Genomic DNA, 17,479 nt, shown 5'->3' with positions numbered 1-17,479 from the left:
GAAGTACCGATGAGTTGGTGGCAGGCAGCCCCGATCATCCTGATGACTCTCGTCATCCTGATGGTGCCAGGGTTCCTGGTGGCGAGGGCCTGCGGTGCCCGCGGGTTCACCTCGGTGGCTCTCGCGGCCCCCATCTCCGTGTCCCTGGCATCGGTCGGCGCAATCCTCGCTCCCTTCCTTTCCATCACTTGGTCACCGGCCGTGCTGATCGGTATGACAGTTCTGACCGCCGCTGGCGGTCTCCTGACCCGGTTCCTTTGGCAGCGTTACCGCGGTGAGTCGTTAATGGTCATTTATCGGCCAACCCGCCCCGGAGTGATCACCGGCGCCCTGTGCTCTGTGGCCGTCCTCGTTCCCGCAGTCATCATTGGGGTGCGCTTCACCCAGATGTTCATTGCCCCGGAAAACATCTCGCAGTCCTATGACAACATTTTCCATCTGAACGCACTTCGGTACATTCTTGATACGGGGTCGGGATCCTCCCTAACGCTAGGCAACCTCACCAACGGGGGCACTGGGCTTAGCTTTTACCCCGCGGCATGGCATAACCTGATCTCCCTGGTGGCCCTGACTACGGGCGCGTCGATTGCTGTGGCAGTAAACGCAGCAAATATCGCCATCGGCGCCGTTGTCTGGCCCCTGTCAGCACTGTTCATGGTGACCCGGATCGCCGGCATGAAGCCCCTCCCGATCTTGCTCACCGGCGCCCTGGCAGCGGCTTACCCTACGTTCCCTTACCTGATGGTGGATTTCGGCGTTCTCTACCCCTATTTGCTGTCTATCGCCCTTCTTCCGGTGGGAATAGGGCTCGCCGGCATGATGCTGGGGGCAGTCCAGGACCCGTTGAACGGCCGATTACTTGCCGGAATGGGCCTCCTCGCAGTCTTGCCGGCTATTGCTCTCGCTCACCCGAGCACCATGATCGCTCTCTTCCTGTTCGTCGTACCGCTCGCCGCCCTGGTGCTGTGGCGCACTACCCGGCAGCTGGTCCGCCAGGGTGCACCGTGGTATCGGCACATCGCACCCCCCGCACTGTTTATCGCCTATCTGGGGTTCACCTACTATTTCTGGATATCCTTCCGCCCGTCACTGCAGAATTCCCTCTGGGCGCCGTTCCTGAGCACCACTCACGCCGTCGGCGAAGCTCTCGCCATTGCGCCGATGCGCGGTGAAATCAACTGGATCATGCTCGTACTGACCCTGGTGGGGCTAGCGGCCACCATTAACGCCCGGAAGTACTGGTGGGTGCTCGGGATCTATGTCACCAGCGCCCTGCTGTATGTCAACGTGTCCAGCGTCGAACAAGGCGAACTCCGTCATTTCTTCACCGGTCTCTGGTACAACGACAGCAACCGATTGGCTGCCCTTCTGCCGGTAGCTGCTATCCCCCTCGCAGTGTTGGGCGGGGCTGCCATTCTTTCGGCGTTCGTTCGCCGGACGACCAACTGGCGGATCCAACAGTTAGCCAGTTGGGCGATCATCATCATCGGGTGCACCGCGATCGGGTTTCTCGGCCAGGGACAGGCAGTTGAGAATGCCCAGGCCAAGGCCCGCGGGGAGTACGTCCTGGACCGCACCTCGGAGCTGATCACCAGCGATGAACTCGCACTCATCGAACGGCTGCACCAGTCAGTTCCCGAGGACGCCCTCGTGGTTGGAAACCCCTGGACCGGGGCTTCTCTGGCGTACGCCCTGGGGGACCGGAACGTGCTTCTTACCCACGCGTCGAGCCGAGCTACAGGAGATGCGGAACTGCTTATGAACCGGTTGGATGAGGCAGCCACTTCTCCGGAGGTGTGTCCGGCCGTTCAAGAGCTGGGGGCGTTCTATGCGTTGGACTTCGGCGATGACGAGCTGCACGATGGATCGCACCCCTACCCAGGCTTGGACAACCTCGCCAATGCCCCGGGGGTAGAACTAATCGACCGCGAGGGACCAGCAAGGCTCTACGAAATCACCGCCTGCCGCTAGGACATCCGGCTCAGTTGCGCATCCTCGACACCACATCAGCAACGGGCGCATCCATCACGATTCGTCCGTGTTCAAGCAGCACTCCCCGCTCGCAGACCTGCGCCACCAGATCCAGGTCATGGCTGACGACAACCAGTGTTTTGCCTGCCTCAGCGAGCTCCATAATCTTCGCAATACACTTCTTCTGGAATGGCTCATCCCCGACCGCCAGAATTTCGTCGACAAGGAAGACTTCAGGATTGGTGTGCACTGCGACAGAGAAGGCAAGGCGAAGGTACATGCCTGAGGAGTAAAACTTCACCTCGGTGTCGATGAACTGACCAATTTCCGAAAAGTCGACTATCAAGTCGAAGAGGTCGTCGATCTGCTCCTCGGTCATCCCGAGGATAGCGCCGTTGAGGTAAACGTTGTCACGGCCGCTGAGATCGGGGTGGAATCCGGCGCCGACCTCGATCAGCCCTGCTACCCGGCCTCTGGTCCGCACCGTGCCGCTGTCCGGGAGCATGACCCCGGAGATGTGCTTCAGCAGCGTCGATTTGCCTGAGCCGTTAAGCCCCAACAGGGCGACGGACTCGCCCTGGAGCACCTCGAGCGAAACGTCGTCGAGGGCGTGAAACTTCTGGGACAGGTCGCCCTTCCGTCCCTTGACCAGCCAGACGAACGCCTCCTTGATGGAGCGGGTGTGCCGCAACACGAACTGTTTGGAAATGCCGCGTACTTCAATTGCAGTCGTCATTGTCACAACTCCTGGGCGAAGCGGCCCTCAAGCCGCCGGAAGGTCCATTGGCCGAAAATGGTCACCAGAAGGGCAGTCCCCAGTCCGATCGGGAGCCACATGTCGAGCAGGTTCGGCGGTGCAGCAATCAACGGATCGGTGATCTCTGATGTGGTGGGAAGCCAGAAGGCAAAGTGAAACAGTTCAACTGCAATGGTCAACGGATTAGCCTGATAGATCACGAGCAGCACCGACGCCGTTCCTGCCGAGAATGCCGTTGCCAGGCCATCCCGGACCATGGTCCAGGTGTAGAGCACGGGTGACGCCCAGGTGGCGATCATCAGGAGCATGTCGACGAAGTTCTCGCTGTCCCTGAAGTACACATTGGCGGCACCGAAGAACAATCCCAGACCGGTGGCCAGCAACGCGACAATGGTGAAACCAACCACCGCAGCAAAAAGCTGGAAGAAGCCCGGGGTCCAGCCAGCGAACAGGCAGGCCACCAGCAGCACCAGCAGTTGCGGAAGGAAATGCACCGCCGACACCCAGACCGACGCTACCGGGAACAGTTCGCGGGGAAGGTAGATCTTCTTGATCAATCCGCCGTTGCCCACCACTGACCGGGAGGCGTTGCCCAGCGCCTCATTGAAGAAGTTGATCAGCACGATGCCCGAGAACAGGTAAATGGCATAATTCTCGGTGTTGCGGTTCATCCCAAGGAAAACCCCTAGCGCAAACCAGAACACCAGGAACTGCACTCCTGGCTTGACGTACGACCAGAGGATCCCCAATACGGAGCCACGGTATCTGACCTTCAGTTCCTTGGCGACCAGAAGCTTCAGAAGGAAGCGGGACCGCAGGACGTCGCGGAGACCAGCACCCAGACCGGGCGTGGTGAGTTCGCTGGTGCTCAACCGCTATCCGCTCTTCTCGGAGTTTTCTTCGAAGGTCTTTTTCCAGGCCTCGAAGGATGTGATCTCCTCGGCAGCTGCCTTGTACCTGGCGCTTAACTGGGGCCAGCTCCGAAGGATCTCCGCGTTCAGCCGACCCGCTTCAGTGAGCATGGCCCGTAGCTTTTTGGGATCCCTCTGGTACCAGGACGCTCCGCTGCCTTCGGCGTTTGAGACAACGGCGCTGTCGTACTGCGACATCCGCCACCACTTGTTGTCCTGGTGCGCCACGAAAGCCTGCGGCCGCTCCCGGCTTGAGTCCTGCACCGGCTTACTCAGTTGGCGGACGATCGTCTTCGCCGCCCAGGGCACCAGCGTTGCGTAGGAGGGAGCCTGGAAGCCCTGCCCTTGCCTCGGTGGCTTGTCCATCCGCGCGCCCGGGAAGGCATCGGGGTCAGTTTTGAACTGGGAATCGGGGAAGTCTTTGGACATCCCCCGGATGTCGGTGAGCTTGGTTGGGAGCACCTCGTGGAGCTGCTCCGGTCCCTTCAGGATGTCCTGGAGAGCCATGATCCTGCCTCGCGCCGTGTAGTACTGCATGGAGATCAGGTGCTTGATGTCCATGTACCCGGATTCGCGTACCACGCGTCCGCCATGCTCATACGGGCTGTGGATTAGCGCGGCGATCATCCGGTTGCGGGTGTGGAAGTAGGCCTGCCAGCCCACTAGGTCATCCTTGTCGATCCATGACACATGCCACACCGCTGAACCAGGCATGGACACCGTCGGGTAACCGGCGGCCTTGGCACGCAGGCCGTACTCGGCGTCGTCCCACTTGATGAACACTGGCAGCGAGAGGCCAATGTCGCGGATGACTGTTGTTGGGATCAGGCACATCCACCAGCCGTTGTAGTCCACATCGACCCGACGATGGAGCCAGGGCGTATGACGGAGGTTGGAGCGAACAAAGTCATGACCCAGAACCTGCCCTTCCACTGGCTGGTCCGGCTGGAACCGCCACGGGTTCACCGTCTCACCAAAAGTGTGGAGAACGGTCCGGTTGTAAAGGTCGAACATGTGCCCGCCGACGATGGTCGGGGTTTTGCAATGATCGGCAAACGTCAGCAACCGAGCAATGCTTTCAGGCTCAATGACAACGTCGTCGTCAAGCAGCAGGGCGTAATCGCTACCGTTCTCCACCGCCTCGTACATGCCACGGGCAAAACCGCCTGAGCCGCCCAGGTTGGCCTGGTTAATGATTCGCAGTTTCCCCCGGAGGGCTGCCTCTACCTCGGCGAAACCAGGCTGATCTGCAACCTTCTGGGTCCCCTGGTCGACTACCAGAATTTCCTTGAGGGGTGCCAACGACTCGGGGTGGTCTGCCAGGATCGAGAGGTTATTGAGACAGAAGTCAGGTTTGTTCAGCGTGGTGATCTCAAGGGTGATCGAGCCCTGGGTTCCGACTGAATGCGGTGCCTGCCACTCGGCTTCGTCCAGGACCAAACTGCCGGACCCGGCCACGAGGTCAAACCAGTACCATCCTCCGTCTCCGAAGGGGGCAAGGGACAGCTCGAATGTCGTCACTGACGTGTCGGTGACCCGTTTGGTTTCCACGTGCTGGAGGGAACCACGCGCGTTGGATTTGTAGACGCTGATTCCGCCATCGCCGGTAGTGGCGACGCTGAGTCGTACCGACTGGACTGTGGTCCAGCGCCGCCAGTAGCTGGCGGGGAAGGCGTTGAAGTAAGTGCCGAAAGAGACACGCTCCCCGGACCTCACCAGTGTTGAGCGGCGGGACTTGAAGTCCTCGGCGTGAATTTCCTTCGCATCGCCGCTGCGCGCCGATCCGCCGCCCTGGGGCGACACGCTGCCGTCCATGGTGTTGAGCTGCACGCTGAGCGCACTTCCCGTATCCATGTAGAGCGAAGCGGTATCCAGGTCACTCTGGTTGGGCAGGACGACGCGCTGCAGGGTTTGCCAGCGGGGTTCCCCGGCTTCGTCGGTGGTTGTGATGACGGCATCGCTCATGCGTCTACCCCTCCGCTTTCGAGCTTGGTGCCGCCCGTGAAGTGCGGCTTGAGTTTGTTGTCGTACATGGACAGCGCTGAGCCGATTGCCATGTGCATGTCAAGGTACTTGTAGGTGCCCAGCCGGCCACCGAACAGCACCGATTTCTCACCCTTGGCGAGGTCGCGGTAGGCGCTCAGCTTGGCGCGGTCATCGCTGGTGTTCACTGGGTAGTACGGCTCGTCGTCTTTCTGCGCAAACCGGGAGAACTCGCGCATGATGACAGTCGCGTCCTTGGTGTAGTCCCGCTCGGGGTGGAAATGGCGGAACTCATGGATCCGGGTGTAGGCGATGTCTTCATCCGGGTAGTTCATCACTGAGCAGCCCTGGAAGTCTTCGATCGGGAGAACTTCTTCTTCCAAGTCGATGGTTCGCCACGACAGGTCGCCTTCGGCGTAGTCGAAATAGCGGTCGACCGGCCCGGTATAGATCACTGGAACCTGGCCCAGGGTGGCTGCCCGGGAGAACTCGTGATTGTCATCGAAGAAGTCGGTGTTGAGCTGCACCTGAATGTTGGGATGGTCTGCCATCCGTTCGATCCAGGCCGTGTACCCGTCTACGGGCAGGCCCTCGTACTTGTCGTTGAAGTACCGGTTGTCGTAGGTGTAGCGGACCGGGAGCCGGGAGATGATCTCGGCGGGCAGGTCCCGGGGATCGGTCTGCCATTGTTTGCCTGTGTAGTGCTTGATGAACGCCTCGTAAAGCGGACGACCAATGAGCTGGATGCCCTTGTCGTTAAGGTTCTGCGGGTCGGTCCCCGCCAGTTCCCCAGCCTGCTCCTGAATCAATGCCCTCGCTTCGGCTGGCCCGTATGAAGACCTGAAGAATTGGTTGATCGTGCCCAGGTTAATGGGCATTGGGTAGACCTCGCCCTGATGGCTCGAGTACACCTTGTGGACATAGTTGGTGAACTCGGTGAACCGGCTCACGTAGTCCCAGACCCGCTCGTTGGAGGTGTGAAAAAGGTGTGCACCGTAACGGTGGACCTCAATACCCGTTTGCGCTTCCTTCTCGCTGTAGGCGTTACCGCCAATATGGTGGCGACGGTCAATGACCGCTACCTTCAGGCCGAGCTCGGTGGCCGCCCGTTCAGCAATGGTCAGGCCGAAAAAGCCCGACCCTACGACAACGAGGTCAACGTTCACAAACACTCCTGAATTGTTGGGGGCAGCGCCGGCTACTCAGCGCTCTGCCTGCACAAGATTACCGGAGAATCGGGTTGCGCCCTGTATTTGGGCAACGTGGGACAGGGCAGAGCAGCCATCGTGTCGCCATCCAGCCGAGCCCGGTCAGTCGCGGGCGGCGACCTCGATGACAGCCGCGGCCTTCGCGCCCACGCCGGTCAACGAGTAGTTTTCCTCAACCCATTGTGAAATGCGCTGCCGTTCGGCGGGGTCCTGCGGCCAGGTTAGAGCCGCCCTCATCGCAGCAGCCACCTCAGCGGCATCCCATTCGACGCTCACGCCGAGTCCCTCGTCGGCGATGATGTCCTTCAGCGGTCCAACTCCCGCGTAGATGACCGGCGTACCGCAGCTTAAGCTGACTAGCGCCTTGGTGGCGAACGCGAAATCGTACCCTCGAGACGGTCTCACCGAAGCGAGCCCGGCAACGCTGCCCCTAAGCGCTGCCGACACCTGACCGCCGTCGACGTTCCCTCTGAATTCGATCGGCGCGGCAGCCGCCTGGGCACGCTCACGGAGAGCATCACCTTCAACTCCCTGTCCCAGCATCACGAGCCGAACGTCAGGGAACTCCTTGGCGATCGCGATGAACCCATCAACGAAAACACCGGCGCCCTGGATCTCGGACATGGTTCCTGCATAGACGAAGTACCTGCCCTTGTCAGTGCCGGTTGGTCCGTCGCTGGTGAACTGCTCCGTGTCGACGCCCGTCCCCACATTGATAATCCGGTCCGATGGACCAATCAGGGAGGCAACTGCCGTAGAGACTCCCTCGGACACAGTGAGGATCCTTCGGGCCCCTGACAGGGTCCAGCGCTCAACGGCGCGGAGGACCCGCACCACTGCCGGCGACACGCCAATACCTTCCGCGGCTACCGAACTGACATCGGCGGCGAAGTAGACAAAAGGGCGCCGGCGTAGTGCGGCGGCAATTCTGACCACCACACCGGTGGTGGGCGGGGGCTCCACCACAATGAGGTCAAAGGCCGGTGCAGTAAGCAGTCGGAAGAACAGCGGAATGTCGAAGCTGGCGTACTGGACATAGCCGCGCACCGCCCCAGACTTATCACGCAGGACCGGCCACCGCCGGACGGTCGGCGAGGATTTTCGCGACCCGGGCGCTGACGTCGTCAGCACGGTTACTCGATGTCCCCGGCCTTCCAGTGCTTTGACCATTGCCGCCAGCCGAAAAGCGGCAGCACCCGTCTCCGGGGCATAGATACGCGTTGCGACAAGGACTCTAAGCGGCATACCTAGAGCTTTATCGTTGTGCCGGTGGTGGCCGATTCGATGATGGCCTCTGCTACACGGAGGGTGTTGAGTCCTTCGCGCATGGTGACGATGTTGTTGGAGGTGCCCAGCACGGCGTCCCTGAAGGCCTCGTGTTCGGATCTGAGGGGTTCGCGTTTGGTCAGGGCGAGGCGGGTGATGTTGCCTTCGGAGACTCCCCTGAAGTTGGAAACGGCTTCCCATTCGGTGTTGATGGTGCCGTTTTCGAAGAATGTCAGGTCGGCGGTGAGGGTATCAGCGACGAACGCTCCCTTTTCCCCCGTGACCACGGTGAGGCGTTCCTTCATCGGGGAGAGCCAGTTCACCAGGTGGGAGGTGATCACGCCGTTTTTCAGCTGGCACGACGCGGTGACCATGTCCTCGTGCGGGCGACCGGATCGGGTGCTGGTCAGCGCGGAGACTGATGCGAAGGGTGACTGCGCGAGCCAGGCGGTCAGATCAATGTCGTGGGTGCCGAGGTCCTTCACGACGCCGACATCGGCGATGCGGGACGGGAACGGGCCCTGACGGCGGGTGGCGATCTGGTAGACCTCCCCCAGGTCGCCGTTCTCAATCCTGGCCCGCAGTGACTGCAACGCAGGGTTGAACCGCTCGATGTGGCCGACCGCTCCGACCAGATTGCGCTCTTCAAACGCGTCCACGAGGCGTTGCCCGCCGTCGATGGTCGACGCGATGGGCTTCTCGACCATGGTGTGGATGCCCGCGGCCGCCAACGCCAACCCGACTTCCTCATGGAGACCAGTCGGGACCGCGCACACAGCCATGTCGATGCCCTGGTTGATGAGCTCTTCGACCGAGCCGCAGACCGGCAGGGACCCGGCGACACCGTGCGGGTCACCGAACGCATCAGCGACAGCGACGAGTTCGAGGCCTTCAACTTCCCGGATCACCCGGGCGTGATGGCGTCCCATCATGCCGAGCCCGATCAAACCGACTTTCAGATCAACCATGCTCAGGCTCCTGCCGTGGTCAACGCGTTGACCGCTTCAACGATGCGTTCCAGGTCTTCCTGGTCCAGCGACGGGTGCACCGGCAGGGATAGCACTTCCTGGGCCGCGATCTCCGTGTTGGGCAGGTCCTCTTCACGCATGAAGGACGGCAGACGGTGGTTCGGGATCGGGTAATACACTCCCGAACCGATCTGGTAGTCCTCCTTCAACGCGGAGGCGAGCTTGTCCCGGGCAGCAGCGCCGCCATCGACCCGCACCGTGTACTGGTGGTAGACGTGCTCGGCTCCCGGAGCCACGGCAGGGGTGGCGACCCCGGTGAGATTCGCATCCAGGAACGCGGCATTAGCTTTGCGCTGAGCCGTCCAACCCATCACCTTGGTCAACTGGACCCGCCCGATTGCAGCATGCAGGTTGGTCATCCGGGCGTTGAAGCCCACCAGCTCGTTCTCATACTGGCGTTCCATCCCCTGGTTACGCAGCAACCTCAGGTTCCGTTCGATGGTCGCGTCGCCGGTGGACACCATGCCACCCTCACCCGAGGTCATGTTTTTCGTCGGATACAGCGAGAACATCGCGAAGTCACCGAACGTGCCCACTTTCCGGCCGTCCAGGCCCGCACCATGAGCCTGCGCCGCGTCTTCGAACAAACCGATTGAATGCTTATCGGCCAGGGCCCGGAACTGAACGATATTTGCGGGGTGCCCGTACAGGTGCACCGGCATGATGCCCTTGGTGCGGTCGGTGATCAGCGACTCCACGTGGGCAATGTCCAGGCAGTAATGATCCAGTTCAATATCAGCGAAGACCGGTGTCGCACCGGTCAGGGCCACCGAGTTGGCGGTCGCGGCGAATGTGAAGGACGGCACAATCACCTCATCCCCCGGGCCCACCCCCGCAGCCAACAATCCCAGGTGCAGCCCGGACGTCCCGGAATTCACTGCCACAGCCGCCCGACCGTCTAACAGGACGTCGGAGAACTCGGTCTCGAAGGACGCCACCTCGGCGCCCTGCGCGAGCATCCCTGAAAGCAGTACCGCATCCACCGCTGCCCGCTCGTCGTCCCCTACAATCGGCTTCGCTGCCGGAATGAACCCTTTACTCATGCCTCTACCCCTACTGGTTTCAGTATTGAACTCGCTGTTGAACCCGCTGCTGTTGAACCCACTACTGTTGAACCCACTGCTGCTGTGGTTTCTTCGTACTTTTCTCCGGTGGCCGGGCACACCCAGGTACCCGCTTCGTTGCGCAGCGGGTGGCCGGCCTTACCGACCCAGCCGACCCGTTTCGCCGGGACCCCCACCATCAGGGCATATGCCGGAACATCCTTGGTCACGACGGCGCCTGCGGCCACAGTGGCCCACTCACCGATCGTCACCGGTGCCACACAGACGGCGCGGGCGCCAATCGACGCGCCGTCGCCGATGGTGACGCCGACCGGTGTCCAGTCGTGGGCGCTCTTGAGTTCACCATCCGGCGACACCGACCGCGGATATGTGTCATTGGTCAGCACCACCGCCGGGCCGATGAACACCCCATGACCCAACGACGCCGGCTCGTAGACGAGCGCGTAGTTCTGGATTTTCGAATTCGCGCCAACCTGGACACCGGTTCCGATATACGCGCCCCGGCCCACGATGCAGTTCTCCCCCAGGACCGCGTCCTCACGTACCTGCGCCAGGTGCCACACCTTGGTGCCCTCACCCAGGGTGGCCTGGGCGGACACATCAGCGCCGTCAGCTATGAAACTCATCGAGTCCTTCTTCCGTTATGAAGCGCGTGTCGCAAAGGATCAGGCCTTGCCGATGACCCGGTACAGCACACCGTCCCAGTGCTCAGCCGAACTCACCCGACGCCCATCAATGAATGCCTTCACCCCAGGAAGATCAGCCGGGCCCAACGACGCATACGACTTATGGTTGGCCTGCACCACGGCGGCATCGATCGGCTCACCCAGGTGGTACGCCTCGAAACCCAGACGCTGAAGTTCCTCATCCGTGTACATCGGATCATGCACCAACGCGGTAGCTCCACGGGCCTTGAGCGCATCAACGGCAGCGAACACCCCGGAAAACGCTGTCTCCTTCACTTCACCGCGGTACGCGGCGCCAAGCACCACCACCCGTGCACCCTGAAGGTCGCCATACGCGCCCTCCAGAAGCCCAATCGTGTAATCCGGCATACCAGCATTAGCCTCACGCGCGGCACGGACCACCGTCGCGTCAGGGTCATTCCACAGATACAACCGCGGATACACCGGAATGCAGTGACCGCCCACCGCGATACCTGGCTGATGGATGTGGCTATACGGCTGCGAGTTCGACGCATCGATCACCTGATAAATATCAATCCCGGTCGTCGCCGCGAACCGGGCAAACTGATTGGCCAACCCGATATTCACATCCCGGTACGTGGTCTCAGCCAGCTTCGACAGCTCCGACGCTTCAGCGGAACCCAAATCCCAGACGCCATTCCCCCGAGGCAAATCGGGACGGTCATCAAAGTCAAGGACAGCCTCATAAAACTCAACAGCCGTCGCCGCGCCGGCCGGGGACAACCCACCCACCAGCTTCGGGTACTTCCTCAAATCCTCGAACACCCGACCAGTCAGCACCCGCTCTGGGGAGAACACCAAATGGAAATCCACGCCCTCGACCAAACCTGAACCAGCCTCAAGCATCGGCTTCCACCGCGTCCGGGTCGTACCCACCGGAAGAGTCGTCTCAAACGACACCAACGTGCCAGGCGTCAAATGCTTCGCCAGCTCATTCGTCGCCGCATCCATCCAACCGAAATCAGGCTTCGCATCCTCATCAACAAACAACGGGACCACCAACACCACAGCATCAGCACCAGGCACCGCATCCGCGTAATCAGTGGTAGCCCGCAACTTCCCCGCCGGAACCAACTCCGAAAGCTTCTCCTGCAAATGGGCTTCGCCCGGGAACGGCTCAACCGCCTGGTTCACCAACCCAACTACCTGAGCGTTCACATCCACGCCGACCACCTCGTGGCCCTTGGACGCGAACTGCACGGCGAGCGGAAGCCCGATTTTCCCAAGCGCAATAACAGCAATCTTCACGAAACAATGACCTTCTCTAGTGGCAGGTAAAGAACATGTCCAGCCGGACCCAGTAGTCAAGCCTATAGGCACACAGGGAAAAACGCCTGATCTGCGTTTGTCCACTTTTCGCCTCGTCAGGCCGCCCGGCCTGCCCTGGGCCGATAGCGTCGGTGACAGAAATCGTTGGATTCCGCCGAAGGTCCGGGCCTATGCTGCTTCACCTCACACTGGTTTGGGCGCCCTGCCCTTCGGCGCCACCACAAGGCAGGACGATTGAGCTGGTCGTTGACACCTCGCTGATTAGGTCGGCCCTGGCGCTCCGAGATGCTCTGTTCGCTGGTTACAACACTGGTGCGTGCACCGTCGCGGGTCAGTCGCTGGAGGATCTGAGTCTCGGCGTGGCACCCCTGGTGACTGGGGCGGTGGTCGTGGCAGGCGGCACGGTCCCCTGCCCGGACCGGCCCCGGGGCGGAACATTACCGCCACACCTGGTCTTTGTCGTCTGTTCCGGGCCGGATGCTGGCCAGCTGGTAGGGCTAACCCGCGGTACGTACTCGGTCGGACGCTCGGGAACTGACATTGTCCTTGACGATCCTGAAGTGTCGCGGGTCCACGCGCTGCTGACCGTCGAACGGAATCGTGTCCTACTGCGGGACGTCTCCTCAGGCAATGGGACCTGGGTTGATGATTCGCTGGTAAGTGAAGCTACTGTCTCGGTCACATCCAGGATCAGACTAGGGGGTAGCCGTTGCCGTCTCTCACTGGTAGATCAGCCCCCGCCGGGCGAGCCGGTTCCCCATCTTTCAGAGCCCCTCGAGGTAGCGCGCCCGAGCTCTGTCACCGCAAACCCGGCGATGGTGGCTGCCGCCCTCGTTCCGCTCGCTCTGGGAATCGGTTTAGCCCTGACCACCGGGATGTGGCTTTTTCTGGGCTTCAGCGTGTTGTCGGCCGGGGTCGGCTTGGCTCCGCTGGTGGCGCGCCGCCGTGCACGCCGTGGTTTCGCTGCCGCCCTAGCCCGGGCAGCCGAGGAGGACCGAGATCGACGGCGGGCCGTGTGCGACGTCGGCTGGCTGGCCTTACAGGCCGTCGCATCAACCTGTCCCGATCAGGCAGTACGCCGCGGAATGGACGGAATCCCGGTTTTCGTCAGGATTGGGGAGGGGACCCAGCACGCGAACCTGGTGGTCAAGCCGGCTGGCGGATTTTGGGCTCCTCCGCTTTTGACTGATGTTCCGGTGGTTATTGAACTAGCTTCGAATGGAACAGCATTTCCTGTGCCGGAGATCAGCATTTCGGGGTCCGGACTCCACCTGCTGGGACTGGCTCGATCTCTGCTGCTTCAGCTAAGCCATTCGCCCGGTGCCGCGATCTGTGTTGGAACCGACGTTGAACTGCCGGTGGACGCACGCTTTCTCCCTGGGATTGTGCTGGCTGATACGGACACGGCGCTCGCCGAACTTTCCCGGGCCGAATTCCCGGTACCGGTGTTGTTGTTCGGATCGAGCGCCCTCTGGAATCCGCCGAGGGGACGGTTGGCTGCGATTTTCAGGTTTGGGGTCGGCCCTGGGGAGGAGTTACCCCCGGGGCCGGACGGGTCTGGGATGCGCATTGATCTTCGCTGCGGTCAAGCCGATCTGCTGGCCGAAGGATATCCGAGCAGTTTCCGCCCGGATCTGGTGGGTAACCGGTCGTTCGGCAGGCTTGCCCGCGCGCGGGCGATCCGGGGGTTCGCTGATTGTCCTGCGGCAGTGGCTGGTATCGGCCAAGAGTTCCCAATCCCGTTTGGCCGGACCAGCCTCGCCCTTCTCGTACCGACCGCGCCCGAGCAGGTGATCCGCACCTGGGCCAGGCCCGGGCCGGGCCTCGCCGCGCCGATTGGCCCCAGCCCTGCGGGTGCACTGATCTTTGACCTGGTCTCGGACGGACCACACTTGCTCATTGCGGGGACTACGGGGTCGGGAAAATCAGAGCTCCTCAGATCCCTGGTTCTTTCCATTGCGCTCCACCACAGTCCCAGCGACGTGAACTTTCTCTTCATTGACTTCAAGGGTGGTGCCGCGCTGCGGATACTCTCCGACCTGCCGCATGCCGTGGGCCTGCTGACCGATCTGTCGGCGGCCGCAGTGGCGCGGGCCCTCAAGTCCTTGCTGGCAGAGATCAGGCGACGGGAGCAACTCTTCGCACGGTATCTCGTCGGTGATATCCGCGAGTGGCCGGACCCCGACAGACCAGTGCTCCCCCGCCTGGTTCTGGTCATCGATGAGTTTCGAATGCTCGTGGAAGATGTTCCCGGTGCGATGGGAGATTTGATGCGCGTTGCCACCCTCGGGCGGTCGCTGGGCATTCACCTGATCATGGCAACCCAACGCCCTCAAGGTGCCCTGTCGCCGGATATCAGGGCCAACGTGACCGCCACCATGGCGCTCCGGGTCGGATCAGCGCTTGAGTCTCACGATCTCATCGGATCCACGGCAGCAGCCGCCATCCCAGTGGATGCACCGGGACGAGCCCTTCTAAAAGTGGGGTCCGGGAACCCGATCGAATTTCAGACTGCATCAACAGGAGCGCCCGGAAACGAGGGTGCGACCGGCGCTGGAGTTGTCGCCCTGGCCAGCTACCTCCGGCAGCCAGAGGCCGCAAGCCCCACCCCGGTGCAGGGCCAGCGGACGGTGATTCCCACACCCATAGCTCCCGAGCTGGCCACACGGCTGGTGACTGTGCTGGCTGCTGCCACGGCCATGAAACCGGGCGCTCCGCTGCACTATCCGGTCCTGCCAGAGCTACCCGCAATAGTGCCACCACTTCCCGACCCGCCCAGCCCCCCGGGCACCGTCCCGTTGGGGTTGCTCGATCTACCGGAGCAGCAGTCCCAACGTCAACTCCTGTGGTCCCCTGTTGAGCAATCACATCTCGCATTGGTCGGCTACCCGCCTGGCGGGACCACCGATGCCCTGGTACACCTCGTGGATCAGCTGGTGCACCGGGTACCGGATCATCACCTGTATCTTCTGGACGGCGATGGGAGCCTCGGGTGGGCGGCCCCGGCGCCCCAGGTAGGCGCGCATGTCGGCCCGCAGGAGCTCAAGCGAGCTGCACGCGTTCTGAAGCTGATATCCGAGCAGGTCATCACCCGGCTTTCGCGTTCCCCCGGGTCCGACGACGGCACTCCCCCCAACCCTGGGCTGGTTGTGGTGATTTCCGGGTGGGGTCGCTGGGCGGGAGCGCTCCGAAACAGTCGTTGGGCTTGGGCCGAAGGACTTCTGCAGGACATTGCCCGGGACGGTCTCGCTGCTGGCATCACCCTGGTGGCTGCCGGCGGACGTGAGCTGACAACTTCCCAGTTTTTTACTCAAATTCCCAATCGATTGTATTTTCCTCTGGGCGCGGGCCGAGAAACGATTCTGACGTGGCCAGCCCATTCGCCGACGGAAGATCTACCAGGGCGCTGCCTGGCTCAGGGGCCGATCGGGACCACAGCGGGCGCCCTGGGACAGGTGGCCCTCGGACGAATAACCGGACCCGCCGTCAACCCTGCCACCGGGCCACAGCCGACGACGCAGCCCTTCCGGGTGCTGCCCATTCCCTCGGTAATCCGCGCGTCCGGCGACCTGTTCAGGGCCCCGGTTGGGGGTCCGCTGCGCGTACCAATCGGCGTCGGCGGCGACGAGCTGGGAGTGGTTTACCTTGAGCCGACGAGGGGTTCGGTGTTCCTTGTCCTGGGCAGCGCAGGTTCAGGGCGCACCACCCTCCTCCAGCGCATCGCGGCGTCGGTACCCACCGGCACGGTATGTCTGGGCCCGGGCTCGCAGGCCGAGCCGGACTCCTTCTGGAGGGACCTGGCCCTGGCCCACCGTGCCGGTGATGAGCCATCCGATGCTCTTCTCCTGATTGATGACGCCGATCGGCTCGCACCCGAGACGCACCGCCATCTCGCTGTGCTGGTCGCGGCGGGCTATCGGCTCATTCTTACGGCCCTGAACGGCCCTGCGGTCACCAGAATCCCGTTGGCAGCCCAGGCACGATCGACACGGGCGGGAATGGTCCTTTCCCCCCGTCAACCATCTGATGGAGATTTTTTCGGCGTACGACTGGACTGTGATGATTGCCCCACCCCGGGGCGTGGGTTTCAGCTGGGCCACGGTGACCCACTTGAGGTCCAGGTTGCGCTCCCCCCTGATTAAAGGACCTTGGGGCTGTCTGCCGTACGCGTGGTGTGGGCGACAACTGGTTTGGTGAACAGGAGCAGCACGACGGCCGCCGCCGGTAGCAACAGGGCCACACCCACAATCACGACGCCGGCTGACAGCGTGGGTATGGCGATCACGATCATGAAGAGTTGGAACACCAGCGCAGCGGATCTAGTCCAGCGGTACCCGCGGAGGAGGTTGTAGCTGACCGCCAGTAGCCAGATCGCGAGCACCACGAGGAATACCATGGTGAAGACTGCCCCGCCGAGCGAGGTGGGTGTGCTGGTGAGGAGCCCGTACAGGTACCACCCAGCGGCGGCGAGCAGTCCGAGCGCCTCCACCAACAGAATCGCAGCAATAACTTTAGCTCCGGCCGGACGAGCACCGGTGGGAAGAGGTTCGGGTGTTGCCTCGCCAGTTTCGCCCGCCATCAGGGTGTCACCCGAGGGAAAGTCGTTCGTTTTAGCTGCAATTTCTGCATAAACGTATCCATATCATCTAGTCAATCGCCATGACGATTTCTGCACCCTAATTCTTTGGTCCAGCCGTCGAAGCTTGTGGTTTCTCAAGCCTAGTCATGATGATCCTGCCGAGCATCCGAGGTCTTGACACGGAGGCGGCCACCCGACATAGTCGAATCAAAGCGACGCATTGATTTCCGTGCCAGCTGCTAATGGCTGTGATGTATAACTCACCACATTGCACAATTTACCGCTTGTTTCCTCTTGTTTGCTTCGATTTAACGTGACAGCCTTGAGGAAGAAGCAACCGGGGGCCGTACTGGCCCCTTTACTATGTGGCCATTCGTGAATGTTTTCACAAACACGGATCGCCGAAGGAGAAAGTGATCGTACATGGATTGGCGTAGCCGCGCTGCATGTCTGGACAAGGACCCGGAGCTGTTCTTCCCGGTCGGAAATACTGGGCCTGCCCTTCTTCAGATCGAAGAAGCCAAAAGCGTTTGCCGTCGTTGTCAGGTGGTTGACACCTGCCTTCAGTGGGCTATCGAATCGGGACAGGATGCCGGTGTTTGGGGTGGACTGAGTGAAGATGAGCGCCGCGCTCTCAAACGTCGCGCCGCCCGGGCTCGTCGCGCGTCCTAACTGCCGTCGGGGCCACGAACGCTGACCAGCATTAGGTAATAGGAACGGATCGCCACCCCCGGGG

Annotated in this window: 13 protein-coding genes; 3 read left to right on the top strand and 10 right to left on the bottom strand. The window is 61.8% G+C overall.

The genetic code is table 11. The annotated features are described in order from the left end of the window. Positions 1–9 precede the first annotated feature (9 nt). Positions 10–1,971, top strand: a complete 1,962-nt coding sequence (locus B384_RS0110450; RefSeq protein ID WP_019483064.1) for a DUF6541 family protein — start codon at positions 10–12, stop codon at positions 1,969–1,971. A 10-nt stretch (positions 1,972–1,981) separates the two neighbouring features. Here B384_RS0110450 and B384_RS0110445 read toward each other — a convergent pair whose 3' ends face one another. The 9 genes from B384_RS0110445 to B384_RS0110405 form a co-directional block, all read right to left on the bottom strand. After that, a complete protein-coding gene (locus B384_RS0110445) occupies positions 1,982–2,707 on the bottom strand; it encodes an ABC transporter ATP-binding protein (RefSeq protein WP_019483063.1) in 726 nt (241 codons plus the stop codon). Between the two features lie 2 nt (positions 2,708–2,709). Next, complete coding sequence (locus tag B384_RS0110440; protein WP_019483062.1) at positions 2,710–3,600, bottom strand: ABC transporter permease; 891 nt, start codon at positions 3,598–3,600, stop codon at positions 2,710–2,712. Between the two features lie 3 nt (positions 3,601–3,603). Next, a complete protein-coding gene (locus tag B384_RS0110435; RefSeq protein WP_019483061.1) occupies positions 3,604–5,604 on the bottom strand; it encodes a glycosyltransferase in 2,001 nt (666 codons plus the stop codon). Next, positions 5,601–6,788, bottom strand: a complete 1,188-nt coding sequence (gene glf, locus B384_RS0110430) for a UDP-galactopyranose mutase (RefSeq protein ID WP_019483060.1) — start codon at positions 6,786–6,788, stop codon at positions 5,601–5,603. Before glf ends, B384_RS0110435 begins: the two co-directional genes overlap by 4 nt. 144 nt (positions 6,789–6,932) lie before the next feature. Then, complete coding sequence (locus B384_RS0110425) at positions 6,933–8,075, bottom strand: glycosyltransferase family 4 protein (protein WP_026041111.1); 1,143 nt, start codon at positions 8,073–8,075, stop codon at positions 6,933–6,935. A gap of 2 nt (positions 8,076–8,077) precedes the next feature. Continuing rightward, entirely contained in the window at positions 8,078–9,064 is a 987-nt protein-coding gene (locus B384_RS0110420; protein WP_019483058.1) for a Gfo/Idh/MocA family protein, read from the bottom strand. 2 nt (positions 9,065–9,066) lie between these two features. Beyond that, a complete protein-coding gene (locus tag B384_RS0110415; RefSeq protein WP_019483057.1) occupies positions 9,067–10,167 on the bottom strand; it encodes a DegT/DnrJ/EryC1/StrS family aminotransferase in 1,101 nt (366 codons plus the stop codon). Next, on the bottom strand, positions 10,164–10,814 hold the full coding sequence (locus tag B384_RS18575; RefSeq protein WP_019483056.1) for an acyltransferase: 651 nt from the start codon (positions 10,812–10,814) through the stop codon (positions 10,164–10,166). The genes B384_RS0110415 and B384_RS18575 overlap by 4 nt, the downstream gene beginning before the upstream one ends. A gap of 39 nt (positions 10,815–10,853) precedes the next feature. Next, positions 10,854–12,143 (bottom strand): nucleotide sugar dehydrogenase, encoded by a 1,290-nt coding sequence (locus tag B384_RS0110405; RefSeq protein WP_019483055.1) that lies wholly within the window; start codon positions 12,141–12,143, stop codon positions 10,854–10,856. Positions 12,144–12,334: 191 nt separating this feature from the next. Between B384_RS0110405 and B384_RS0110400 the strand changes: the two genes are divergently transcribed. Continuing rightward, positions 12,335–16,306: an FtsK/SpoIIIE domain-containing protein gene (locus B384_RS0110400; RefSeq protein WP_019483054.1), complete on the top strand. Its 3,972-nt coding sequence runs from the start codon at positions 12,335–12,337 to the stop codon at positions 16,304–16,306. Here the strand turns inward: B384_RS0110400 and B384_RS0110395 are convergent. Further along, positions 16,303–16,743, bottom strand: a complete 441-nt coding sequence (locus B384_RS0110395) for a hypothetical protein (protein WP_019483053.1) — start codon at positions 16,741–16,743, stop codon at positions 16,303–16,305. The genes B384_RS0110400 and B384_RS0110395 overlap by 4 nt on opposite strands. Before the next feature lie 423 nt (positions 16,744–17,166). Between B384_RS0110395 and B384_RS20170 the strand changes: the two genes are divergently transcribed. Continuing rightward, on the top strand, positions 17,167–17,415 hold the full coding sequence (locus tag B384_RS20170; RefSeq protein ID WP_019483052.1) for a WhiB family transcriptional regulator: 249 nt from the start codon (positions 17,167–17,169) through the stop codon (positions 17,413–17,415). The last annotated feature ends 64 nt before the right edge of the window (positions 17,416–17,479 follow it).

The sequence above is a fragment of the Arthrobacter sp. TB 23 genome (assembly GCF_000294595.1).
GTDB lineage: Bacteria > Actinomycetota > Actinomycetes > Actinomycetales > Micrococcaceae > Arthrobacter_D.
The sequence above is the reverse complement of the archived record's forward strand: the minus strand, read 5'-3'. Positions and strand labels throughout refer to the sequence as shown.

Excerpts from the sequence above, each read along its gene's own strand:
- B384_RS18575 (WP_019483056.1), bottom strand. The coding sequence starts at position 10,814 with ATGAGTTTCATAGCTGACGGCGCTGATGTGTCCGCCCAGGCCACCCTG.
- B384_RS0110445 (WP_019483063.1), bottom strand. The coding sequence starts at position 2,707 with ATGACGACTGCAATTGAAGTACGCGGCATTTCCAAACAGTTCGTGTTG.
- B384_RS0110395 (WP_019483053.1), bottom strand. The coding sequence starts at position 16,743 with ATGGCGGGCGAAACTGGCGAGGCAACACCCGAACCTCTTCCCACCGGT.
- B384_RS20170 (WP_019483052.1), top strand. The coding sequence starts at position 17,167 with ATGGATTGGCGTAGCCGCGCTGCATGTCTGGACAAGGACCCGGAGCTG.
- B384_RS0110435 (WP_019483061.1), bottom strand. The coding sequence starts at position 5,604 with ATGAGCGATGCCGTCATCACAACCACCGACGAAGCCGGGGAACCCCGC.
- B384_RS0110400 (WP_019483054.1), top strand. The coding sequence starts at position 12,335 with ATGCTGCTTCACCTCACACTGGTTTGGGCGCCCTGCCCTTCGGCGCCA.
- B384_RS0110415 (WP_019483057.1), bottom strand. The coding sequence starts at position 10,167 with ATGAGTAAAGGGTTCATTCCGGCAGCGAAGCCGATTGTAGGGGACGAC.
- B384_RS0110425 (WP_026041111.1), bottom strand. The coding sequence starts at position 8,075 with ATGCCGCTTAGAGTCCTTGTCGCAACGCGTATCTATGCCCCGGAGACG.
- B384_RS0110420 (WP_019483058.1), bottom strand. The coding sequence starts at position 9,064 with ATGGTTGATCTGAAAGTCGGTTTGATCGGGCTCGGCATGATGGGACGC.
- B384_RS0110450 (WP_019483064.1), top strand. The coding sequence starts at position 10 with ATGAGTTGGTGGCAGGCAGCCCCGATCATCCTGATGACTCTCGTCATC.